This window comes from Rossellomorea vietnamensis (genome assembly GCF_008180415.1).
GTDB classification, from domain to species: domain Bacteria; phylum Bacillota; class Bacilli; order Bacillales; family Bacillaceae_B; genus Rossellomorea; species Rossellomorea vietnamensis_C.
Window position 1 is genome coordinate 338,706 of sequence record NZ_VTEI01000002.1, and the last position, 23,269, is coordinate 361,974.

General features: G+C 42.7%; 19 protein-coding genes and 2 other annotated features. Of the genes, 5 read left to right on the plus strand and 14 right to left on the minus strand.

Going from position 1 to position 23,269, the window contains the following annotated elements:
• Positions 1-866: 866 nt before the first annotated feature.
• Positions 867-1,073 carry a DUF6501 family protein gene (locus FZC78_RS04260; protein WP_148938411.1) on the minus strand — a complete coding sequence of 69 codons (207 nt, stop codon included), beginning with the start codon at positions 1,071-1,073 and terminating at the stop codon, positions 867-869.
• Positions 1,074-1,255: 182 nt separating this feature from the next.
• On the opposite strand from FZC78_RS04260, the gene FZC78_RS04265 reads away from it, so the two are divergent.
• Positions 1,256-1,600 carry a hypothetical protein gene (locus tag FZC78_RS04265; protein WP_148938412.1) on the plus strand — a complete coding sequence of 115 codons (345 nt, stop codon included), beginning with the start codon at positions 1,256-1,258 and terminating at the stop codon, positions 1,598-1,600.
• A gap of 2 nt (positions 1,601-1,602) precedes the next feature.
• Here the strand turns inward: FZC78_RS04265 and FZC78_RS04270 are convergent, their stop codons facing one another.
• The 4 genes from FZC78_RS04270 to FZC78_RS04285 all read right to left on the minus strand — a co-directional run bounded on the left by FZC78_RS04270 (position 1,603) and on the right by FZC78_RS04285 (position 6,114).
• On the minus strand, positions 1,603-2,211 hold the full coding sequence (locus FZC78_RS04270; RefSeq protein WP_148938413.1) for a DedA family protein: 609 nt from the start codon (positions 2,209-2,211) through the stop codon (positions 1,603-1,605).
• A 34-nt stretch (positions 2,212-2,245) separates the two neighbouring features.
• Positions 2,246-3,040 (minus strand): GNAT family N-acetyltransferase, encoded by a 795-nt coding sequence (locus FZC78_RS04275; RefSeq protein ID WP_148938414.1) that lies wholly within the window; start codon positions 3,038-3,040, stop codon positions 2,246-2,248.
• A gap of 120 nt (positions 3,041-3,160) precedes the next feature.
• The gene (locus tag FZC78_RS04280) at positions 3,161-4,033 is read right to left on the minus strand and encodes a gamma-glutamylcyclotransferase (protein WP_252183497.1); all 873 of its coding nucleotides are present in this window, start codon (positions 4,031-4,033) and stop codon (positions 3,161-3,163) included.
• A 440-nt stretch (positions 4,034-4,473) separates the two neighbouring features.
• A complete protein-coding gene (locus FZC78_RS04285; protein WP_148938416.1) occupies positions 4,474-6,114 on the minus strand; it encodes an AMP-binding protein in 1,641 nt (546 codons plus the stop codon).
• A gap of 1,187 nt (positions 6,115-7,301) precedes the next feature.
• Between FZC78_RS04285 and sda the strand changes: the two genes are divergently transcribed.
• The gene (gene sda / locus FZC78_RS04290; RefSeq protein ID WP_148938417.1) at positions 7,302-7,436 is read left to right on the plus strand and encodes a sporulation histidine kinase inhibitor Sda; all 135 of its coding nucleotides are present in this window, start codon (positions 7,302-7,304) and stop codon (positions 7,434-7,436) included.
• Positions 7,437-7,700: 264 nt separating this feature from the next.
• Here sda and odhB read toward each other — a convergent pair whose 3' ends face one another.
• Complete coding sequence (gene odhB / locus FZC78_RS04295; protein ID WP_148938418.1) at positions 7,701-8,948, minus strand: 2-oxoglutarate dehydrogenase complex dihydrolipoyllysine-residue succinyltransferase; 1,248 nt, start codon at positions 8,946-8,948, stop codon at positions 7,701-7,703.
• Between the two features lie 19 nt (positions 8,949-8,967).
• Complete coding sequence (locus FZC78_RS04300; protein WP_148938419.1) at positions 8,968-11,799, minus strand: 2-oxoglutarate dehydrogenase E1 component; 2,832 nt, start codon at positions 11,797-11,799, stop codon at positions 8,968-8,970.
• Positions 11,800-12,945: 1,146 nt separating this feature from the next.
• Here FZC78_RS04300 and FZC78_RS04305 point away from each other — a divergent pair.
• From FZC78_RS04305 to FZC78_RS04310, 3 genes are all read left to right on the plus strand, one after another.
• Positions 12,946-13,455 (plus strand): Hsp20/alpha crystallin family protein, encoded by a 510-nt coding sequence (locus FZC78_RS04305; protein WP_148938420.1) that lies wholly within the window; start codon positions 12,946-12,948, stop codon positions 13,453-13,455.
• A 252-nt stretch (positions 13,456-13,707) separates the two neighbouring features.
• Positions 13,708-13,872 carry a hypothetical protein gene (locus FZC78_RS23460; RefSeq protein ID WP_187444796.1) on the plus strand — a complete coding sequence of 55 codons (165 nt, stop codon included), beginning with the start codon at positions 13,708-13,710 and terminating at the stop codon, positions 13,870-13,872.
• Positions 13,873-14,461: 589 nt separating this feature from the next.
• Complete coding sequence (locus FZC78_RS04310) at positions 14,462-15,685, plus strand: MFS transporter (protein ID WP_148938421.1); 1,224 nt, start codon at positions 14,462-14,464, stop codon at positions 15,683-15,685.
• A gap of 236 nt (positions 15,686-15,921) precedes the next feature.
• On the opposite strand, the gene trpA is transcribed toward FZC78_RS04310, so the two are convergent.
• Genes trpA through trpE form a run of 7 tightly spaced genes read right to left on the minus strand, consistent with a single transcriptional unit; the run spans position 15,922 to position 22,313 of the window.
• Complete coding sequence (gene trpA / locus FZC78_RS04315) at positions 15,922-16,713, minus strand: tryptophan synthase subunit alpha (RefSeq protein ID WP_148938422.1); 792 nt, start codon at positions 16,711-16,713, stop codon at positions 15,922-15,924.
• Entirely contained in the window at positions 16,706-17,908 is a 1,203-nt protein-coding gene (gene trpB / locus FZC78_RS04320; protein WP_148938423.1) for a tryptophan synthase subunit beta, read from the minus strand. The genes trpA and trpB overlap by 8 nt, the downstream gene beginning before the upstream one ends.
• The gene (locus tag FZC78_RS04325) at positions 17,905-18,525 is read right to left on the minus strand and encodes a phosphoribosylanthranilate isomerase (RefSeq protein ID WP_353733563.1); all 621 of its coding nucleotides are present in this window, start codon (positions 18,523-18,525) and stop codon (positions 17,905-17,907) included. The genes trpB and FZC78_RS04325 overlap by 4 nt, the downstream gene beginning before the upstream one ends.
• A 1-nt stretch (position 18,526) precedes the next feature.
• Complete coding sequence (trpC, locus tag FZC78_RS04330; RefSeq protein WP_148938425.1) at positions 18,527-19,321, minus strand: indole-3-glycerol phosphate synthase TrpC; 795 nt, start codon at positions 19,319-19,321, stop codon at positions 18,527-18,529.
• A gap of 1 nt (position 19,322) precedes the next feature.
• Complete coding sequence (gene trpD / locus FZC78_RS04335) at positions 19,323-20,348, minus strand: anthranilate phosphoribosyltransferase (protein ID WP_148938426.1); 1,026 nt, start codon at positions 20,346-20,348, stop codon at positions 19,323-19,325.
• Positions 20,320-20,928 (minus strand): anthranilate synthase component II, encoded by a 609-nt coding sequence (locus FZC78_RS04340; RefSeq protein ID WP_148938427.1) that lies wholly within the window; start codon positions 20,926-20,928, stop codon positions 20,320-20,322. The genes trpD and FZC78_RS04340 overlap by 29 nt, the downstream gene beginning before the upstream one ends.
• Positions 20,925-22,313, minus strand: coding sequence for an anthranilate synthase component I (gene trpE, locus FZC78_RS04345; protein ID WP_187444797.1), 1,389 nt, complete (start codon positions 22,311-22,313; stop codon positions 20,925-20,927). Before trpE ends, FZC78_RS04340 begins: the two co-directional genes overlap by 4 nt.
• Before the next feature lie 103 nt (positions 22,314-22,416).
• Positions 22,417-22,663, minus strand: a binding site (T-box leader).
• Positions 22,664-22,707: 44 nt separating this feature from the next.
• Positions 22,708-22,959 (minus strand) — a binding site (T-box leader).
• Positions 22,960-23,269 lie beyond the last annotated feature (310 nt).

Consider the following 23,269-nt stretch of genomic DNA (forward strand, 5'->3'; position numbering starts at 1 on the left):
CGATCTCCTGCGGGAATAGCGGTCGTCTAGTTCCAGCGCCTAGCCCCTCGGGATCAAATAACCCAAAGCGAATAAAAGGGAAGACCGCTTTTTTTCGCTTTGGGTTATTTGCCTGTCGGGCCTAACAAGGGCGCATCCACTTTTTATAAAGGCGAATCTAGCTTCAGCGGCCAGCGGCTAGCAGATTTCGGTCTCTCTCCTTGCGATAAGTCATCATCGAATCGCTGTCGCTCTTCGTGATTCCTTTATCTCATGCGAGAGCCCTAAAATCTGTACGTCGCTGAACGGCCGCTTCCGCTTTTTATGAAGCCGAGGAGGCCGGGCGCCCGCCCCGCGAAGTCGTCCGCCTGGAGCGGAAATCCATTATTTCTCAATAGCCACAATCTTTGCGAAAGAGCTTTAAAAATACTTCAAAAAAATCGTATTGAGTTTTGACTTCGTGTTTTAAGGTTCATTCTTCTATAGGATATCGTTATTCCTATTCGCAATACGTTATCTCACCGTCTTAGGAAGATTGCCGTTGAACAAAATCACAATTAATATACGCACATCAATTTGCCTGTATCTCCTGCCTGTGAAAGAATCGATCATACTTATAGTTTACCCTGTCATATCAAAAGGCTGTTTTCTCATAAATTGTGGCTTTCGGAAAAATCTCGGGTATCGGATTCCCTCCCTGAAATCTGAGTTTTTCTCTTTAACCGGAAGAGCAGCTCTTTACTTTCTTGTTTAATAGTTTTTTTCGCTCATTTATGACGGTAGTTTTTTTAAAACTTATATGTAATAGGAACAGTGTTTACGAAAAAAGCACATCAAAAAAAGGAGTGGATTGCCTATGCAACCCACTCCTTCTTACTCACCTGACCTTATTTCGCTTCCTCAAAATAGTCTTTATAGAAGCCGCCCATTTTGCCGCTGTCATCAACAACAAACAGATAATCTTCTGACTCGTTTTTAACCTCATAGGTTTTTCCAGGTGTTAACACGTTTTCAACCTTATACTTCGCAGCGTTCGTATGTTTACATTTGACGGTTTTGATGGAAGGACGGTTTGTCCAATCGCGATGAATCATTTTGGGATTCTCCTTTCTTTATCTTTCCCTATAGTATATTCTCCCCGGGCACGGACTTCAATAGCCGGTTTGACCATGGAACAGTATTTTCATTATATTTGGGATGGAAGTACCCCTGGGCTGTCTCGGTAACTTATTAGATGGTATAGTAGGAATATACATTTTTTGAGAGGTTGTAAGCAATGAAAAAACTATTAAATCGACTGCTGGCCATGTTGCTTTGCGCGTTATTAATTTATTCTGCGGCACACCGTCCGACAGAACAAGATTTTAATAGGTGGCTGAAAAATGAATATGGCCTCTCCTGCGGCCCCGTTTCTTGTACAATGAAGGATCAGGAATCAGATGAATACCGCACTTTGATTATAACCGGCTCTAAAACAAAAGACGGATACCTTCTGTTTAATACAATATCAAGAACGTTTGAAGGCAAAGAAGGAAATCAGACAGTCATCAAGGCTATCGGTTTTTTGGGGAGCTATTATACACTGGTTGAAGAAAGTGACCACATCATTCCCAGCGGTTAGTTTTATTCTCCTCTATTCATGATGGTTCTCGAAGATTGTTTCCTCCTTTTGAAATAACAAAACCCAATCAGTGCGAAGAACACAATCACAGCCGCTGCCGCAGCGACTAAAGAAAGATGTTCAATGATAATTGTAAAAGTGGATGGAAAAAGCCTGCCTATCTGAAAATAAATCATGCACCAAATAAAGGCAGCAGGATAAGCAGCCATCATGAAGGTGCGGAAAGATATTCCCGACGCACCCGCTATATAGGGCATGACCAAGCGGACACCTGGTATGAAATAACTGAAAGATATCCCGATTGGACCGTACTGTCTCAACCAGGTTTGAGCCTTGCGGTAAAGCTTTTTTGATTTAGATGTTTCAATTTTATACAGAACACGTGCCTTTGCCCATCTTCCGACTCCATAACCAAATGTGCCTGAACTGATGATACCCAAGTAGGTTGATGTAAAGGCGAGGACAGGCGAATAGCCTCTCCATTCTGTGAGCACACCTGAAAAGGCTGCTGCTGCTTCATTGGGCAGCGGCAGTCCTATAAAAATCAGCCAGCTGAATATAAACATGGCAAAATAGCCTAGATCATTTACGAGTTCTATCAAGAAAGCCATGCTCTTCCTCCTGTCTTAATAGCTATCAGGTTGTTTATCTATTATACACCCAATAGTCATATTCAGCGTATTGTTTAAACCCGAGCTTCTTTAAAACAGGAGAGGAGTGGCCTTGTCTGGCTTGGCAAGTTGCAAGGATAGCTCCCTTACTTCTGGCATGAGCCAAGCGGAAGTTGACCATTTCAGAATAAATTCCCTGATGCCTTAATTCAGGGAGCACCCCTCCTCCATTCATGAACATCGTCCGGCCGTCACTGCTGTACCTGTAATTACTGTACCCCGCCGGCTTGGAATCCTTACGAGCCAATATATATCCCCCTTTCCTGTAAGGGGAGGTTATATAACTTTTTCTTTGGTCGAAAAGCTTTCCATACTGATCTTCCTGGTACCCCCAAATTGTTGAAGATACTTCTACCAGACTTTGTATTTCTTCTTCATCCTCTACATCACTCAATCGGATTTCTCTGTTTTGAGGCAAGGATGCAGGCAGATTGTTCAACATGCAGGCAAGCCCGTCATATCTGTCTGTCATTTCATATCCATCAGCTTTTAATAATGGGGACAGCAAGCTGCTCTGAGATCTCTCCAGCCAGAGACTGAAAGAATTCTCTCCAAAAAAGGCCTTCACCTTCCGCCATTTATTCATTCTGCAGTCAGGATCAGTAGCGGACAACTCCACTACTTTATTACTGAAAACATTGTTTAATCGCGGATTCTTTATCGCTCTCAATCCGTCTTCTTCTAAAGTTTCAATATAAGAAGGGATCCATTCTTTTTCATAATCCCAATGGTGGGCATCGATTGCCTTAATAATTTCATTAGTGTTCATTCATTTCACCTTTATAAAATTTTCTTTTTGCTCTAAATGGTGAGTATTGCCGACCACAACTTTCTACAGCCGGCCAGCATGTGTCTGCGGTCCAATCCAGGAGCCAAGCCGCCATCTCACTTATTCAGACAAAAGCCCATCAACTTCCTGTTCGGACATTCCCAGCAATAACAGCTGTTTTTTTAACTTCAAATGATACTCCTGGCTGACGAAAGGCAGGGCCCCCCTTAGGATTTCTCTCGCATAATGAGCCGGCGGCCTGGTTTCTTCACCTTTGTGATTTACAATGAACGTCAGCACATTGGGAATCACCACATCATTGACTTCTATATTCACAAGTGCAGCCCTATAATTGCCGGGTACCACGCCTTCTCTTTTGTAAAGATAATCCACAGCCTCGAACGGAAGTCTGTATACTATACCTTCTGTCGTTCCTCCATCTTCAAGGATATCTCCCCGGCCTCCATCTTCCACAATAAAGGTATATTTCATTGAGTAACCATTCAAAATTCCTTTCCCCAGAGGTTCTCGGAAATGATGATCAACCCCTGCAAGCTTGAATCGTTCAAGATCCATACACGAACCATAGGCAAAATAAAGAAGAGATTCTGGTTTTTGCTGCATAAAAGTATGTAATGTCCAGTCGCCCGAAGCTATACGCTCCTGGAAAAGCGATGATTGATATCCAGTGTAACATATGACATCAACCGGACCTTTGTCGGTTTGTACAGGAGCCGACTGTCTTAAATAAAGGTTATGATCTCTGTTTTCCTTATAATCTTCTAATTCATCGATGCTCGCCAGCACAGCCGGATTAATTTCATATATTTCTCCAAATACCCTCTCGTTCCCTTCTTTTAGAGCAGGATAGCCTTCACCAGTGTCATACAGCTCACCATTCATCCAGGCTTGCTCTGACACCAGGCTGGACTTTTCCAGGTAGTAATGGTATTTTTGATTTTTCCTTAAAGATCCATACACAAACAGTTTCATTGTTTCTATGTAACCCCCTGTTGAATTGACTTCAAATGTTATTCGTTAACCTCTGACCCAGCACATCATTATTGTCTTTCTACACTATATGAATAAACTCCTTTTTTCAAGCATGGTCATATCCCTATATATATCTATTACTCTGAAAGTTCATCTCGCATATTTTTGAATAAATTATAGAAAATGTACTCCATTTACATGCAGGGGGCCTTCATGCATGCTCGTACTAACAGCAATCCAGCAGGTTGGCAAGTAATCCTTATTGCTGGAAAGTGCGGGACGAAACACACCCCACCTATCACTAAGGCGCTACCTTACATATGCAGTGCGATTTACAGCAGCATTAAGACATACTTAGGTGACTTAAATTAAAAATACATAAATCTGCGTAATTAAATGATGAAGCCGGCTGCTGAAACAGCAGACCGGCTTCATTTCATTTAACGCTGCAAGGCCTTCCTTTCAGCCTCTTCTCTCAATCTGAACTTTTGTATCTTTCCTGAAGCTGTCATAGGATATTCGTCTGTAAACTCAATATAGCGCGGAATCTTATGACGGGAAATTCTTCCTGTGCAGTATTCTCGCAGTTCCTCGGCCGTTGCTGTTACATCTTCTTTAAGGATGACCCATGCCATGACCTCTTCTCCATATACTTCATCAGGTATTCCAACAACTTGAACATCCATGACTTTGGAGTGAGTATATAAAAACTCCTCTATTTCCCGAGGATAAATATTCTCCCCTCCCCTGATAATCATATCCTTCAGCCTTCCAGTGATTCTGCAGTATCCATTTTCATCCATAACGGCGAGATCCCCCGTATGAAGCCAGCCATCAGAATCAATGGCAGAGGATGTGGCTTCCTCATTTTTATAGTAGCCTTTCATGACATGATACCCTCGTGTGCACAGTTCCCCTTGCGTTCCTGAAGGCACCTCTTCAGCTGTGCCGGGGTTTACAATCTTCACTTCCACATTGGGCAGTGCACGCCCTACTGTTTCAACCCGAAGTTCAATTGGATCATCTGTCCTGGTCTGAGTAATAACAGGAGAAGCTTCGGTTTGGCCATACGCAATTGTTATCTGATCAGCACCCATCCTTTCTATGACACCCTTCATTACTTCAATGGGACAGTTGCTGCCTGCCATGATTCCCGTCCGAAGAGAAGAAAGATCAAATTGGTCGAATTCGGGGTGGTTCAGTTCTGCGATGAACATTGTCGGTACCCCGTGCAGCCCCGTACATTTTTCATTCTGAACTGTTTCTAATACCGTTCTGGGATTGAACTCCTGCACAGGAACCATAGCAGCACCTACAGATACACATGCCATGGTTCCAAGTACGCACCCAAAGCAATGGAAAAAAGGAACAGGGATACATAAGCGGTCCTGCTCGGTTAACTTCATACATTGCGCAATATTGTAAGCGTTATTCACTATATTGCTGTGGGTGAGCATTACCCCTTTAGGGAAGCCGGTTGTTCCTGAAGTGTACTGCATATTTATGACATCATGAGGCTTCAGGCTTCCCATGCGTTCAACCAATTCTGACTCTTCAACTGAATCAGCCATATTTAAAATATCCTGCCAATTGTATGTACCGCTGTATCGATTCTCACTGAGGACAATAACATTCCGTAAGCTGGGCAGGCGTTTGCTCTCCAGGTTTCCAGGCTGAGAATTTTTTAATTCAGGACATATTTCATAAAGCATCTCGATATATGAAGCATCTCGATATTGGTCCATCAAGAGAATGGTAGTTGCGTCTGACTGTTTCAGCAAATATTCCAGTTCAGCCGTGCGATAATTGGTATTGACTGTTACCAACACAGCACCCATCTTCCCAGTAGCAAACTGACTGGCAAGCCACTCGGGAGTATTAGTCGACCAAACAGCCATATGCTCCCCTTTCTGCAGTCCCAGTCCCATTAAGCCCCTTGCCACTTTTCTGCAGTGTTGATCAAACTCTCCATAAGACATTCTTAAATTGCGGTCACTGTAAATGACTGCCTCTCTTTCCCCTTGTAATTCAGCCTTCTCTTCCAGTAATCTTCCTACAGTGACATTCAATAAATTAGTCAAAGTATATCCCCCATTCAAGCAAAAGATTTTTCCTTTGTGGATTGGAAGCGATCTGCACTACTTGAAGTTCTCCACATCTCCCGCCCTTATATTATCATAAATTTCGGAATATTAAAAATGCAACACTGTGTACTTCGTTTTCTTTCTTTATTGGTATGTAATTCAGCAATACGCACTCCTTTAAAGAAGGCTGTTTTACATAAATTGCTGCCTTCTAAAAAATTCCAAGGGCTTAAACGAGGGCACCACCGGTCACTGCCTCTAATTAGTACCCTTCTGTCTTTCCAGCGGTGGCAGGAAAATAAAAAACACCACTGGATTCTAACGCTGATGCAGAATAGAGAGCAAGAAAAAAGTCAACCTCCTCTTCCTCTTTAAGGAAGGATTTTATTGACTTCATCTTAGGTTAAAGCAAGCTTTGGATGTAAATAGAGGAAAGAGATTCCCTTATTTCTTAAAAAACTCTAAGAAAAGCTAAAATAGGGTAATAAATTTCCCTTAATTAGCTTAATACGCTAGAAAAATTGTACTTTTCATCATATAACGGAAAAAAGTTCCTCTATTTTCCCCGTAATGAGCTTGAAATTGCAGATAAGGGAAAAAAGTTCCCTTATTCACGGATCAGTACCCAATTAAGGGAATGACTGGACGCTCTCTCTAAAGCTCATTACCTTATTCACTTAATCAAGCGGAGTGGCCCTCCTCAACAAAAAACCAGCACTCTTTCATAAACTTTTTATGAAAAAGGCAGAATCGCTCTTGGAAGTGCGAGCGATTCTGCCTTTAGACAAATTGTTGGACTTTATCAGCGGCCTGGCTAGAGCCCGAGTTTCTCTCTCTAAATAGGAAGAGCAGTTCTTTTCTTTCTTGCTTACCAGGGAATTTCCGTTCATTTATGGTGAACGATATTGAAATTTATATGGAATAGCAACACCGTATACGAAAAACGCAAAGAAAAATTATTATTTAGCTGAAGAACTTTCGCTTACTTGTAAGCGGTGTAAATCTAAGGAGTTCACCTTTTCTTAATCACTGAACGTCTTAATCCATCGAATTGCAAATTTTTAAAGAATGGTAAAAACTTCTATAAATTTTTCTGTAATACCCCTTTTCTTCTGGCAGAAATAGTTGTAGAATAAATAGAAAATATAGAAAATTCTATATTTAATTTTCCTAGGAGGTTTTCCATGAGGATTATGAGTAATGAACAGTTGGTTGCAGCTTATCGTGACGCGGAGAAAACCGGAACTGATCGTGACTGGATTCAAATGTTGAAGAAGGAGATTCATAGTCGAGGAATAAGGCCAATTAGGAAGATATAAGCCTAAATTTGATACTTAAGAAAACCGAATGTTTCTGCAGTACCCCCTGAGTGAAAGATAGTCTGAGAGAGCCTTTTCTAAGGCTTTCTCCTTTTTTTAGGTTCAATAGCTGCTGACTTCGCTGAGCGACTGCCTGAAATCATTTATTGTGAATTCTTAATGATTGTCTATGCTGCTTGCTATATTCTTAGAAACAGCACGTTTTAAATGCCCTTTTAAAAAAACACCAGCAGAAGCATTCTGCTGGTGTTTTCAACTTATCTATTATCCTTCAAGCAGCAAATCTTCAGGATTTTCAAGAAGATTTTTGATTGTGGAAAGGAATCCAACCGCTTCTTTACCATCAATGATACGGTGGTCATAAGAAAGGGCAATATACATCATTGGACGATTTTCAATTGTGTCTTTATCAATTGCAACTGGACGAAGCTGGATTGTATGCATTCCAAGGATACCTACTTGAGGTCCATTCAGGATTGGCGTGGAAAGCAATGATCCAAATACACCGCCGTTTGTGATAGTGAATGATCCGCCTTGAAGGTCGCTGAGAGCTAATTTGTTCTTCCTTGCTTTTGTAGCAAGCTCCATGATTTCGCCTTCGATTTCTGCGAAGTTTTTCCGGTCACAGTCTCTTACTACCGGTACTACAAGACCATCATCAGTTGAAACCGCAACTCCTACATCATAGTACTTCTTAAGCACAACTTCATTGCCGTCGATTTCAGCATTTACATATGGATATTTCTTCAGTGCTGCTACGACTGCTTTAGTGAAGAATGACATAAACCCTAGGCGTACATCATGAGACTCAAAGAATTTATCTTTTTTGCGCTTGCGCAATTCCATTACCTTTGACATATCAATTTCATTGAAGGTCGTAAGCATTGCAGCGTTTTGCTGAACTTCAACCAGGCGTTTGGCGATCGTCTGGCGTCTGCGTGACATTTTTTCACGTACAACCGGTTTACCATTATCTTGCTTAGGTGCAGCGGCTGGTTTGCTTTCAGATGCTGCAGGCTTAGAAGGAGCAGCCTGTGGCTTGTTCTCATAAGCTTCAATATCTTGTTTGCGAACTCTTCCAAGCGGGTCTGTAGACACCTGTGATAAGTCGATGCCTTTTTCACGAGCAAGCTTGCGAGCAGCAGGAGATGCGATTACACGCTCTTTTTTGCTGTCTTGATCATCCTGTTTTGAAGAAGTTTCTTCCGGTTGTGCTTCTTCTTTTGGAGCTTCAACTTTTTCCTCTGCTGCATTTCCAGAAGACGCCGGCTGTTGTCCGCCTTCACCGACTATCGCAATGACCTGGCCTACTTCTACCGTATCTCCTTCTTCAGCTTTTAACTCCTGAATAGTTCCTGCTTCCTCAGAAATGACTTCCACGTTGACCTTATCTGTTTCAAGTTCAACAATGTATTCCCCTTTTTCAACATAGTCTCCCGGTTGCTTCAGCCACTGGGCAATTGTACCCTCTGTAATGGATTCTGCTAATTCTGGTACTTTAATTTCTGCCACTTTGTCTTCCTCCTCCTGTTTATCTTGTCAACGCTTCACTAATGATTCTGGATTGCTCTTTTTTATGGACGATCGGCTCGCCTTCTGCCGGGCTTGAACGTCTTCTGCGGCCGGCATACTTGACTGCTACACCTTCAGGCGCTATATCACGCAAGCGTGACTCCGCAAAAGTCCAGCCTCCCATGTTTTTAGGCTCTTCTTGAACCCAAAGCAGTTCATTCAGATTAGGATACCTTTTCATGATTTCTGTAATATCCGACTTCGGGAATGGATACAACTCTTCCACACGAAGGATGTGAACCCAATCCAAACCTTCTTTCCCCTTCAGGTTTTCTTCGAGGTCGATGGCCATTTTGCCGCTGGTAAGGACAATTCGTTCTACCTTTTCCGGGTTTTCCCCCAACCCTGGCTGTTCAAGAACTGAATGGAATTGTCCATTGGCAAGTTCTTCGGCTGTTGCTGCCGCAAATTGATTCCTCAGCAGGCTTTTAGGTGTCATAATGACAAGCGGCCTTACCTCTTCTTTTTGAAGGATCGCTGCCTGCCTGCGCAGAATGTGGAAATATTGTCCTGCAGTAGAGCAGTTTGCAACTGTCCAGTTGAATTCAGCGGCACTTTGAAGGAAACGTTCTAGTCTTGCGCTGGAGTGTTCTGGTCCCTGCCCTTCGTACCCATGAGGCAGAAGCATGACAAGTCCCGATTTTTGTCCCCATTTTGCTCTTCCTGCCGATATAAATTGGTCGAACATCACTTGGGCGGTATTGGCAAAATCACCAAACTGGGCTTCCCACAAGACTAGGGTCTCAGGAGCAAATACATTGTAGCCATATTCGTAACCAACTACAGCCGTTTCCGTCAACGGACTGTTAAACACGGAGAAGGATGCATTTGAATCTTTCAACTGGTGAAGGGGGATCATTTCCTGGCCCGTGTCATGATCGTGCAGGACTAAGTGGCGCTGGGCAAACGTCCCTCTCTCGGAATCCTGCCCTGTCAGTCTGATCGGCGTTCCTTCTTTAAGAATTGTCGCAAATGCAAGTGTTTCCGCATGCGCCCAATCAATTTTTCCCTTTCCTTCAAAAACGCCTCCGCGTCTTTGAAGGATCTTCTCGAGTTTCTTGAATGGGGTGAAACCTTCAGGCCATTGAAGCAGCTCGTCATTCAATCCTCGGAGCTGATCAAAATCAACACTGGTATCGATTTTCGGGAAACCGTTCGTCACGTCTTCCGGCGGATTCATCACGATATCAGGATTCTCATCTTTTGTCGGCACTTTTTCAAATGCTGTTTTCAGTGTGTTTTCTATATCCTTCTCCATCTTAGCCGCCTCTTCCTGGGTCACGATACCTTCGGAGATCAGCCTTTCTTCATAGATCTTGCGTGGAGTCGGATGATTTATGATTTTGTTATACATCACAGGGTTGGTCACCATTGGTTCATCCATTTCGTTATGCCCGAAACGTCTGTATCCAATTAAATCAATCACGAAGTCCTTATTGAATTTATTACGGTATTCGTAAGCTAATACAGCTGCAGCAAGACAAGCTTCCGGATCATCTGCATTTACATGGACAATCGGAACCTCAAATCCTTTGGCTGTATCGGATGCATACTTGGTCGAACGGGAGTCATAGCTTTCTGTCGTGAATCCAATCATATTATTAGCGATAAGATGAATGGATCCGCCAGTATTGAAGCCGCGCAGGCCGCTCATATTGAACGTTTCTGCTACCACTCCTTCACCTGGGAAAGCTGCATCTCCGTGGATCATGATTGCATAGGATGTTTCAGGATTCTGTGTTGGGCAGCCATTTTGTTCTCTTTCCTCTTGTGCCGCTCTTGTATATCCCGCCACAATCGGGCTGACAACTTCCAAGTGACTTGGATTGTTGGCAAGTGTTACTCTTGCTCTTGCTGTATCACTCACACCGATTTTACGGTCAGCACCCAAATGATATTTCACATCACCTGTCCAGCCGTAAGTAATTCCAATTGAACCTTCGGAAGGAATCAAGGCCTTGCTTGGTGCGTGCTGAAATTCAGCAAAGATCATTTCATATGGCTTGCCGATTACATGGGCCAGTACGTTCAGGCGTCCACGGTGAGCCATCCCGATATTTATCGTTCTTGCCCCATTTTCAACAGAATAGCGAACAAGCTCATCCAATAAAGGAACCATGTTATCAAGGCCTTCAATGGAAAATCGCTTTTGTCCGACAAACGTGCGGTGAATGTACTTCTCGAAACCTTCCACTTCGGAAAGTCGTTTTAAAAGGGCAAGTTTTTGCTCTTTACTCGATTTTGTCAAGATGGAACCGGACTCTATCTTGTTTTTCAGCCAGCTCTTCTCTTCCAATTCATGTACATGTGCAATTTCATAAGCCAGCTTGCTTGTGTAAACCTTTTTCAGATGGTTGATTGCATCAAGCCCATTACGTACATCTGAAGGTGCTTGAGGGCAGATGAATTCAACCGGGATCCCCTTAAGGTCTTCTTCAGTCAAATTGTATTCTTTCAAGTCAATTCTTCTCGTATCTTTGTCACGGTCGTTCAACGGGTAGATATCCGCGGCAAGATGTCCATATGTACGGATATTATCAGCAAGATTAACTGCAGCAACAATTTTCCCCAAATCTTGATTTCCAGTTGGAAGAGATGATGCAGGAGATGATTGTCCTGCTTCTCTTTCTACTGCTTCCGGCGGTCCCCATTGATCAAATAGTTCTTTAAGTTCAGGGTCGATTTCTTCCGGATTTTCCTGGTAAACCTCGTACACTTCCATTATATAACCAAGGTTTGGGCCATAAAAACTTTCCCATGGTCCTGCCTGGTTTGTTGATTGTCTTTTCACTTTGAAAAACCTCCAACCATTTCGCCATTCTAAATTTTTAATTACATTATTGGAATACTATGTAAGTATAGTATTTTAAAAGAAATATAAAACGCTTACAGCAACATTTTATCACTCTGAAGTAAAGAGATAAAGCATTTGTGACAAAATCTTTAAAATTTCGCCAACTTTTCGAAATAGTGTATAACTGGTAAAGTTATCCACTATTTGTTCAATTGATATAGTATTTAGATTATTCTGAAATAGTAAAATGCAATGAGTTTTCTTTTGAAGCCACATCTCTGTGCAACATTACCATTTTTCATAAACCATCTTACTACTGTTACCTAAAAAAACCAAATATTTTTTTTGATTTTATTCACTTTTTCGTTTGTTTTTTTCAAATCCCTCCATACCGGCCACCTTTATGCATTTTTCTCTTCTTATTTAACAGCGCTTCTTTCCTGAAATCGAGGTATATTCTCCCTATTTCTCTTATCCCTTCTTACAACAAAGTCAAACATGTATACAAAAGCGGAAGCGCCTTGTCCAGCCCCGACAGGCAAATGTTCCTCAGAGAAAAAAGGCGGTCTTTCCTTTTATTCTCTGAGGGTTATTTGACCCCGAGGGGCTAGGCGCTGCAGCTGGACGGAACAAAAGCGGAAGCGCCTTGTCCAGCCCCGACAGGCAAATGTTCCTCAGAGAAAAAAAGGCGGTCTTTCCTTTTATTCACAGTAGATTTTTTGACCCTGAGGGGCTGGATCGTTTCAGTGGTTCGGGCTATCAAGCGTTGAAGCATTTTTTTAAGAAGGCTGTTTTCGCAAATATTGTTGGTGTCGGATGTCACGGATACTAAGAGTTTTAACTCTAAAAGGGGAAGAGCAGCTCTTTTCTTTTCGGTTTTACCAGACTTTATCTACCTAATAGGGTTTTTTTGAAATTAGTATCAAACAGCAAAGCTTACCAAAAGAGCCTTTAAAAAACTTAAGATATTCATTTGCAAACCACTGGGCAATGAGGTAAACATCTGAGAACTACAGGGCTTCCGCCTGCATATGATGTATGAGAATATCTCGTTTCATTATCCTATAGTGCTTTTGATCACAAGAATACATTTTTGGTATCCCCCGTTCAAATAACTCTACAATGCTCAAGAGGTGATAAGACATGTTTCCCTGGAACTCATTTTTTCCATTAAACAAGAACATGAAAGATATGATGAAGAGTATGAATCCCCAGGACGTTGATCAGTATGTTAAGGGGGTAATGAAGCAAATGTTCCCGAGTGACTGGCAAGGGACACAGGACCCTGGTGACTTCATGAAGAATATGAATACTATGATGAGCGGAGGACGGAATGATTCTGAGAAAACAGATACTCCTCATGAAAGTGTTGAAAAAATACCGGTGAATATATTTGAAGCCCTTGAGAGCATTTATATTCAAATTAAGATACAGGATGACGACCTGGTCAAAAGCGTGAAAGTGTTTCATACTTCTAATCAAGCCATCTTAGAGAATATCCCTTCCACTGGAGAACGACAGGTGATCACTCTTCCTTGTCTTGTTAAGAAGAAGGGGTCCACCGCACAGTACAAGGATGGAATTCTTGAGATAAAAATCCCTAAAAGCATGGACCTTCAATATACCGAAATAGATGTATCTGAGAGAAAATAAAAACCAACTTCCAATTTGCTTTATCTTAAGAACGACGTAATTCTAGGAAAAGGCAATGGAAAGGAAGAAGAAGATTGAGATTAAAAGGAGACAGCCAATGAACGGGAAGATGACCAAAACCTCAATGGTCTGGCTTTCAGCGGCCAGTATGAAGAGAACCTGATAAATTACATCAGAAATTCAGAATGGTTTGTCCCACAGCTATATCTTTGAGCAGTCAGCAATAAAGGGAACGTTGCCGGACACCTGCCAATGAGCGAAGTATTGATTGATGGCAGCAGTGAAAACTTCTCCATCCTGGCAAGCCCGTCAGGAAGGCCCTTGGAAAGGGTGAAATACAGAGCAATGAGGCATGCTGTTGTTTTGGGCCACCCTCACTATTATCCCCGGTTTGGATTTAAAGCAGCTTCTTCATAAAGAATCTCCACTCCGTTCCTGGTCCCTGATGAAGGTTTTATGGCCATTAAGTTCAAGCCCGGTTCTCCTGAAGACAAGAGGGGAGCACACAGCCAGATACCCTCCTATTTTGAATCCGTTACATAGGACGAACATTTGAACACAGAGTGTTTCACCAGTAGTTTAAGCGGGGTCCTTTTCAGACACTTTTCGTTCAAGCTCTGGAGCGGGAAAAATTCCAAGCTTCTATTCTTCATGAAAGCTCTGCCTCTTATCTTTGAAAAAGGAACTCTTACTATTTTAATCAGAATATGGCAGCTTTCTCGAATCAAATTAACAAGCTGCTTCAGAAAAAACCGTGAGCCGGATCCCCCTCGATATGCAGTTTTATCTTTCCTTATAACAACGGAAGACATATCTAGTCTAAACTCGAATGGACCAGGATACCTCTACAGAATGGCTTGATTCTTGTTTCTTGTTTCTTGTTTCTTATAGTTCTTAGCGAGCCGCTTTTAAGTATCCAAAAAATGACTTCTTGCCTTTGAATGAATTCCTTTTTTTTGAAGACAATAAACGAAGTGAATGAATTTGTCTTTTTGGAGGATCGACTATGGAACAAAAAAAGAAATGGGACTTATTTGCTCTCTCTTCAATTCCGCTTGTAATGACACTTGGCAACTCGATGCTGATTCCTGTTCTTCCGACCATGGAGAAAAAGCTTGGAATCACCGGCTTTCAATCCAGCATGATCATTACGGTATATTCTCTTGTAGCTATTCTTTTGATTCCCATTGCAGGGTATCTATCCGACCGATTCGGCCGAAAGAAGATTATTATCCCAAGCCTTATTATTGCAGGGATAGGTGGAATCATTTCCGGCTGGGCCTCTTGGCAAATGAAGGATGGCTATTGGATTGTACTGCTGGGGCGCTTAGTGCAAGGGATCGGTGCTGCAGGTGCTTTCCCGGTTGTCATCCCTACTGTAGGCGATATGTTTGAGGATGAAACAGAAGTGACAAAAGGATTAGGGCTTATAGAAACCTCCAATACTTTTGGAAAGGTACTCAGTCCTGTTCTAGGATCACTGCTTGCAGCTTGGATCTGGTTCATTCCATTCTTCTCAATTCCCCTATTTTCGATTATTGCAATCCTGTTAATGTTCTTCTTGGTAAAAGTACCGAAGAAGGAGAAAAAGGACGAAAAAGCTCAGACAATAAAGGAGTTTACTAAAGAAATAAAAGAAATCCTCGGCAAGGAAGGGAAATGGCTTTCCGCTATCTTTGTCATTGGAATTGTCTCTATGTTCATTCTTTTTGGCTTTTTATTCTTTTTATCGAATGTATTGGAAACCAAATACAAAATCGACGGTGTCCTTAAAGGGCTTTACCTCGCAATGCCTCTGTTATTTTTATGTGCAACCTCCTTCCTGACTGGGAAGTTCATTGGAAAAAACAGAACAATGATGAAATGGGCGATTGTAGCCGGCATGTTACTGGGAGCAGGAGCTCAAATACCGATTTTTTTTACTGAGGGAAAATGGATGCTTTTGATATTTCTCTCGTTAGCCAGCATAGGAATCGGTGCAGCATTGCCTTGTTTAGATGCACTTATAACAGAAGGAATCGAAAAAGAGCATAGAGGCACCATAACGTCCATCTACAGCAGCATGAGGTTTATCGGGGTGGCAGCAGGCCCGCCTATTGTCGCTTTGCTTTCAAAGGGAGTTACGTTCATGATTCTAATCGGCATTAGTGCCGTATCAGCATTCTTTGCCTTGTGGTTGATCAAACCTGAACCCCAGGAAGAAGGAAAGATGCAGCCAAAAATTACGTAGGTTTATTGGATGGATAAACTCTCGTCCTGTTCTGACTTTGAGGGTCGAAAGAGGCTGGCAAGTGGCTGGCTTTTATGCCTGAGTTAATTAAAATGCCTGGCTCAAATCTCGACTCTTGAGCCAGGTTCTTTTTATACAAGGCTGTTTTCCCATAGATTGTCGCTTTCGGATACCCCCGGATACGACAAGAGCCTTTTACAAAGGCTGTTTCCGCCTATACATCGAAATCTGTTTTTTTAAGAGACCGAAGTTTTAACATCCGCCGCTTCAATAAGTTCTTTAATTTCCTCTAATTTTTTCTCCTGTAGAAGCTGAATGATTCTGCTTCCCACCACCACCCCATCGGTTATTTCAAGGAAATTCCTGACATGGTCTGGAGTTGAAATCCCAAACCCTGCAAGCACGGGAGCATCGCAGACTTTTTTCAACTCTAAGAAATGGTCTTTCAATGAAGATTGAAACTCTTTGACTGTTCCAGTAATTCCATTGATTGTTACTGCATACAGAAATCCTTCCGTCGTCTCCGCTATTGTTTTCAGCCTTTCCTTGGAACTGGTCAATGATGCAAGCTGTATTAAAGCTATATCCTCTTTCTGTATATGAGGTTTTAAAATATCTGTATGTTCCAAAGGCAAATCAGGAATAATCAGTCCGTCCACTCCGGCAGCTGTGCATTCTTCAGCAAATTTATCAAGTCCGAATTGCAAGATAGGATTGAAATAGGTCATGAAGATCACTGGTATGCCGATCCTCCCCCGGCTCTTTTTAAGAGTTTCAAATATACCAGTCAAGGTTGTGCCTCCTTGAAGAGCTCTCTTTCCGGCTTCCTGTATGACAGGGCCATCCGCGGCTGGGTCGGAAAAGGGAATGCCGATTTCTACGGCAGATGCGCCCGCATTTTCCAGAAACGACACCTGGTCCACCAGGTTTTCCAGCCCTCCGTCTCCAGCCATTAGATACGGAATGAATATCCCCTGTCCTTCTGTTCTTAATTTTCCCAGTGTTTCTTCCAGAAATTTTTTACCCATGGTGGTTCCCTCCGATTCTCGATTTGACGGTTTCTACATCTTTATCGCCTCTCCCTGATAAGCAGATGACAATGCTTTCCTCCGGACTCATACCGGACGCCAGTTTAACTCCGTAAGCAACAGCATGTGAGGATTCAAGTGCAGGGATAATTCCTTCTTCCTCAGAGAGCATTTTGAATGCATCTAAAGCTTCCTGATCACTCACCGCCGTATATGTCACACGGTTGATCTCTTTCAAATGGCTGTGCTCGGGGCCTACACCAGGGTAATCAAGACCTGCTGAGATGGAGTGGGCCTCCTGGATTTGTCCATGTTCATCCTGCAGGACATACATCATGGCTCCATGAAGGACACCAGACGATCCTTTTGTCATGGTCGCTGCATGTTTATCCGTATCGACTCCAGCACCTGCTGCCTCCACTCCAAAGAGCTTCACCTCTTTATCCTCTATAAAAGGATAAAACATTCCCATCGCATTGCTTCCACCTCCTACACAGGCAACCACTGCCTGGGGCAGAGCGTTTTCTTTCTCCGTGAATTGGACCTTCGTTTCCTTACCGATCACACTTTGAAAGTCCCGCACCATCTTAGGAAAAGGATGCGGCCCCAAGACAGACCCGATAATATAGTGAGTATCCCCTACATGTGAAACCCAATAACGCATGGCCTCGTTTACAGCATCCTTTAATGTTGCACTCCCCTGCTTGACGCTGATGACTTGCGCCCCGAGAAGTTCCATCCGGAAAACATTCAGTTTTTGGCGTTGTATATCTTCTTCGCCCATGAAAATGACGCATTCAAGATTCAGCAGTGCACAGACTGTTGCTGTCGCAACACCGTGCTGGCCGGCACCTGTTTCAGCTACAATCTTCCTCTTGCCCATACGGATGGCGAGCAGTGCCTGGCCGATTGTATTATTGATTTTATGTGCTCCAGTATGGTTCAGGTCCTCTCTTTTCAGATAAATTTTCGCCCCTCCTGCACGTTCGGTGAGATTGGCTGCTAAATAAAGCGGAGTTTCTCTTCCTATATAGTCTTTTAAATAATACTGAAGCTCTTTCTGAAAGCTTTCATCCCTAATCGCTTCTTCATAAGCGTAATCCAGTTCCTGAACTGCTCCCATGAGGGTTTCTGAAACAAATTGTCCTCCAAATCGACCGAAAAGACCTTTTTGGTCCGGCTGTGCATATATCATTTTATTTCCTCCTTCTTAGTCGTTATGTCTTTTGCTTTGTTTAAAAACTCAACCATTTTTCTTATATCCTTCGTTCCGCCGGTTTCCACACCGCTTGATACATCAATCATAAAAGGGTTTACTTCCTCTATCGCTGCTTCAATATTATCTGCAGTCAATCCACCTGCAAGGATAATGTTGTGAGGAATAGAAAGATCTTTCAAATAGGACCAGTCGAAAGTCAAACCACTCCCCCCTTGTCCTGCTCCATGGCCGCTGTCCACCAGCACCATGCTCCCAGGGTACCTTTCTATTCCTGATAAATCAGTTTCCTTTTTAATGGATATCGCTTTAAATGCAGGAACTGCTAAAGATTCCATAAATTCAGCGGTCTCGCTTCCATGCAATTGAACATAGTCAAGGCCTGCAGTCTCTGCCGTTTCTTCTATTTCTTTTTTGGATGCATCGACAAACACACCAATTTTAAGAACAGATGCAGGAATGATCCCTCCAATTTTTTTTGCCGCTTCGGGAGATATCCTTCTCCTGCTTTCTGCAAATATGAATCCTACTGCATCCACTCCGGCGTGAACGGCAGCTTCAGCATGTTCGACTGTCATGATTCCGCAAATCTTCACCTTAACCAAACAGGACAGCCTCCTTATCTACGGCAAAGTCTTTAATGGCTTTTTCGGCATTTTCACTTCTCATCAAATACTCTCCAACGAGTATTCCATCCGCACCGGCTTTTGCTGCCCGGATACTGTCACTTCTTTCCTTCATCCCGCTTTCACTGATGATGACCCTGCTTTTATCATTCAACAGAGGGGCCAGACTTTCTGTATGAGCGAGATCAACATCAAACGTTTTCAGGTTACGGTTATTGATTCCGATGATAACAGCCTCAATTTTCGCAGCTCTCTCTGCTTCTTCTTTGTCATGAACCTCAACAAGCACTTCAAGATCTTGAGATATGGCGTACTCATACAACTCCTTTAACCGTCTCTGTGTTAAGGCAGCAGCAATCAGAAGAATAATGCTGGCTCCGGCATCCTTCGCCCTGTCTATTTGAATCTCATCTATAAAGAAATCTTTGCATAACAGCGGCAGATCCACTTCTCTTCTCACTCTCTTAAGGTCTTCAATGGAACCTTTGAAAAATTCTTCATCTGTCAGAACAGAGATGGCAGCCGCTCCCCCGATTTCATAAATTCTTGCCTGCTGAACAGGATCTACAACAGTGGCAATATCGCCTTTTGAAGGAGACGCTCTCTTTATTTCAGCAATGACTCCCATTACAGAGGAGGAATGCAGCTTGTTGTAAAGTTTTTGACCATTCTCTCTATACAAATTTTCTTTTTTATATCCAAACTTTTTCAAACGGGTTACTTCCTGCTTTTTTCTATCGATAATCTTGTCTAAAATATCACTCATGTCACATAACCTTCTTTCTCACGAGCTGGGAATACCTTACTGTTTTCTGTAACTTTTCAAAAGCTGCACCGCTTTGCACAGATTCTCTTGCCAATTTGACACCTTGGGCTATAGTAGTCGATTTTCCATTCGCGAATAGGGCTATTCCCGCATTGAAGAGGACTGTATCTAAATAGGCACCTTCTTTTCCTTTAAGAACCTGGAGAAGGATTTCTGTGTTTTCCATGGCATCACCGCCCCGTATCTCTTCATTTGAATAGACCGGGAGACCCGCTTCCTCAGGTGATAAAGTGAACTCTGTAACCTTTCCATTTTCCAGCAGAACTAAATGGTTCTCTCCTGCTAAAGATGCTTCATCCATGTATCCCGCACCATTTAAAACAACTGCCCGTTTTCTTCCCAGTTCATGAAGAACCATGGCCATTTTCTTAAGCATATCGCGTCTATAAATTCCTAATAGTTGAGTATCGATTGGGACAGGATTGGTCAGGGGGCCAATCATATTGAAAATGGTCGGGATTTTCAGTTCTCCCCTCACTTTCATGACCTTTTTCAAGCGGGTATGAACATAAGGAGCATACAGGAAGGCAAGTCCATTGCTCTCAAGCATTTCTTGAATTTCAAAACTGTCGAAATCAAGCGATATTCCTAAGTGCTCCAGCACATCAGAACTGCCGGTTTTGCTCGACACACTGCGATTGCCATGTTTGGCAACTTTAACTCCTGCACCTGCCAAAACAAAAGCAGTTGTTGTGCTGATATTAAAGCTCTGGGATCCATCCCCTCCTGTTCCGCAAATGTCCATAACATCTGACGCAGGAAAAGGCTGAAAGTTTGCTCGCTCACGCAGCAGCTCGACAAGCGCAGATATTTCCTGCACGGTTTCACCTTTCATTTTCAGGGCTGTCAAAAAGGAGGCAACTTCACTCTCGCTGGTTCCTTCTTGCAGCAGTAAGTCAACTGCCAATTTCATTTCACCCTTTTCAAATGAGATTCCGTCAAATAATTTTTGTAGAAACTCTTTCATTTTTCGCTTCCTCCTTCAGCAGAATAAAATTCTTCAGTATTTTTTTCCCAAGCTTTGTTCCAATTGATTCTGGATGGAACTGGACACCGAACACCGGGTATTGAAAGTGTTCTAATGCCATGATTTCTTGATCATCCATCGAGAGAGCAGCAGCCGTTAAAACTGGCGGAAGTGAATCCTTCTTAACCACCAAGGAGTGATAACGCATCACTTCAACGGGCTGCGGGATATATTGAAATAATGCAGAATTATTATGTCTGATCAAGGATGTCTTTCCATGTCTGATATTCTCTGCCCGGACAACTTCTCCCCCAAATGCAGCTACGATCGCCTGATGCCCTAGGCATACTCCAAGAATAGGTGTTTTATTATAAAAATGCTGGATGACTTCAATGAGAACTCCAGCATTCTCAGGCCGGCCAGGACCGGGGGAAAGGACGATAGCCGAAGGATTGAGTTCTTCAATCATTTCAATGGTCAATTCATCATTTCTTTTAACGAGTACATCTTCCCCAAGCTCGCGAAGATATTGATATAAATTAAATGTAAAAGAATCATAATTATCAATTAACAAAATCATTTTGCCACCTCGATTAATGCTTTCGCTTTATTGATGGTTTCCTCGTATTCCTTTTCAGCTTCGGAATCGTAAACGACACCTGCTCCTGCCTGCACATACGCGTATTCATCTTTGATAACCATCGTTCTGATTGCCAGTGCCATATCAATATCGCCATTTACAGAAATGTAGCCCACCGTACCTGAATACACACCCCGTTTACAGTTCTCCAAATCGTTGATGATTTTCATTGCGGCTATCTTAGGAGCTCCGCTGACTGTTCCTGCTGGAAGACTCGCGGTGATGACATCCATGCTGTCAACCGATGGATGAAGCTTTCCTTCCACTTCCGACACCAGGTGCATCACATATTTGTACCGCTCGACCATCATGTACTTAGTCAAAGTGATACTCCCCGGTTCACAGACCCTTCCCAGGTCATTTCTGGCAAGGTCCACAAGCATTCGGTGTTCAGCAAGCTCTTTTTCATCTTCTTTGAGCTCTTTTTCCAATCCACTGTCTTCCTGATCATCTAAGCCCCGCCTGCGGGTTCCGGCAATCGGATTGGCCGTAACCGTTCTCCCCTGCACCTTGATGAAACTCTCAGGGGAGGTGCCAAGCACTACATAGTCTTCAAAATCGATAAAGAACATATAAGGAGACGGATTGCTTTTTCTTAATTTGCGGTAATAAGTAAAGGCATCTCCGGAGAATTCAGACCTGAATCTTTGCGATAACACGACTTGAAATATTTCACCGGAAAGCACCTGTTCCTTGGCTTCGTCTACCATAGCGAGGAATTGTTCCCTCGATAATTGAGATTGGAAGGATAGCCGGCCGGGATCACACTCATCCTGTACAGTTTCTATTTGGCGGATGCTCTCTTCCATTTCATCCAGCATCCCCTCCGGCACCTGAACTGACTCTTCATCAAAACCCTGTAATGCAAGCAAAATCACTTTGTTTTCAAGATGATCAAAAACGATGGTTTTTTCGTAATACATAAGATGGATGTCTGGCATTTCAAGAGCGTTCTCTGGTATCCGGCCGATATGTTCATAATGGCGGATGTTATCATATCCGATATAGCCCACCGCTCCGCCCTCAAAAGGAAAGTCCTGCTTAATGCCTGATGTACCGGAAAACATCTTTTTCAGCTTTTCGAAAGGATTGCCTTCTGAATGGAAGATTTCTCCTGAAGGATAATGAACTTCTGTCATTTCACGGCCATCTGCCTTAAATTCATAAAAAGGATTGCTGCCAAGGAATGAATATCTCCCTGATCTTTGATGCTTCAGCGAACTCTCAAGCAGGAACTTACGACGCCCCCTCAACTTTTTGAAAACACTGATCGGCGTCAGTTCATCCGCATTTATTTCTCTGGTATGGAATCGGATATCTTTCATCTGTTTCTTCCTCCTGTTTCTTCCTGTGACAGTCACGCCCCGGAATTTGTCGATTTTCTTCTCTAAACAAAAAAGTCCCCCATGAAAACAGATCAACTGTTTCATGGAGGACGATTGAAATCGCGGTGCCACCTCGCATTGAAGCTCAAAAAAGAACTTCCTCTTTTTCAGGTACGGGAAAATAATCCGATACCCTATCCTTTTAACGGTGGAACCCCGGACTGCCCTACTTCTGTTCAAGCAGCCTCTCACAAGTCCATTCAATAGTGCCCCTCGTGCCGGATTCTCATCTCCGCCGGCTTTCTGTAACGATTTCAGCATTACCTACTACTCTTGTTCAATGATTTTTCTTTATGGAATTTTTTCAAATAAAAAAAGGGTTTCCCGTCCTAAAAATAAGGACGGGAAACCCGTGGTACCACCTTCGTTGACTGTCTGACAGCCCGCTTAGCCATATCGGAGAATAATCTCTAATATGTGTCTCTTATATCGATGAGACGTTCGTCAAAGCCTACTCTCGACACAAGCCGATTTCGGTTTGAAGGCTCGGAAGTCCATTCACATCCATGATTCACACCAGTTCACACCACCCACTGGCTCTCTTAAGTGATCATCGGAAGCTACTCCTCTTCGTCAACGCCGATCCGTTTTGTAATTGTTAATTATCATAATATAAAGTGAACTGGTTAGTCAATAGGCTTTTATCAGAATTTTATATTTTAATGAATTGACTTAAATTGCAAACCACCAGGATTAAGAATCCTTTCGCAATTATTGCTGCTTTCGAAAAATCCAAACGCCGGATTTTCCACCGGATACGAAGAGTTTTATCTCTTAGCAGGGAAGAGTGGCACTTTTCATCCTTACCATACTTTCAGCTCTTATTATTGATATATCTTCGGTATTAGTATCATAAAGCAACAAAGTTACGAAAAGAGCTTTTTTAAAAGATTTTA

Bases quoted from the DNA above. Each gene is read 5' to 3' on its own strand.
- trpB (WP_148938423.1), bottom strand. From the start codon at position 17,908: ATGATATATGCACAGCCGGACCAAAAAGGTCTTTTCGGTCGATTTGGA.
- FZC78_RS04340 (WP_148938427.1), bottom strand. From the start codon at position 20,928: ATGATTTTGTTAATTGATAATTATGATTCTTTTACATTTAATTTATAT.
- trpD (WP_148938426.1), bottom strand. From the start codon at position 20,348: ATGAAAGAGTTTCTACAAAAATTATTTGACGGAATCTCATTTGAAAAG.
- trpE (WP_187444797.1), bottom strand. From the start codon at position 22,313: ATGAAAGATATCCGATTCCATACCAGAGAAATAAATGCGGATGAACTG.
- FZC78_RS23460 (WP_187444796.1), top strand. From the start codon at position 13,708: ATGAGCGAAGTATTGATTGATGGCAGCAGTGAAAACTTCTCCATCCTG.
- FZC78_RS04270 (WP_148938413.1), bottom strand. From the start codon at position 2,211: ATGGCTTTCTTGATAGAACTCGTAAATGATCTAGGCTATTTTGCCATG.
- FZC78_RS04305 (WP_148938420.1), top strand. From the start codon at position 12,946: ATGTTTCCCTGGAACTCATTTTTTCCATTAAACAAGAACATGAAAGAT.
- FZC78_RS04265 (WP_148938412.1), top strand. From the start codon at position 1,256: ATGAAAAAACTATTAAATCGACTGCTGGCCATGTTGCTTTGCGCGTTA.
- FZC78_RS04275 (WP_148938414.1), bottom strand. From the start codon at position 3,040: ATGAACACTAATGAAATTATTAAGGCAATCGATGCCCACCATTGGGAT.
- sda (WP_148938417.1), top strand. From the start codon at position 7,302: ATGAGGATTATGAGTAATGAACAGTTGGTTGCAGCTTATCGTGACGCG.
- trpC (WP_148938425.1), bottom strand. From the start codon at position 19,321: ATGAGTGATATTTTAGACAAGATTATCGATAGAAAAAAGCAGGAAGTA.
- FZC78_RS04260 (WP_148938411.1), bottom strand. From the start codon at position 1,073: ATGATTCATCGCGATTGGACAAACCGTCCTTCCATCAAAACCGTCAAA.
- FZC78_RS04280 (WP_252183497.1), bottom strand. From the start codon at position 4,033: ATGAAACTGTTTGTGTATGGATCTTTAAGGAAAAATCAAAAATACCAT.
- FZC78_RS04310 (WP_148938421.1), top strand. From the start codon at position 14,462: ATGGAACAAAAAAAGAAATGGGACTTATTTGCTCTCTCTTCAATTCCG.
- trpA (WP_148938422.1), bottom strand. From the start codon at position 16,713: ATGGGTAAAAAATTTCTGGAAGAAACACTGGGAAAATTAAGAACAGAA.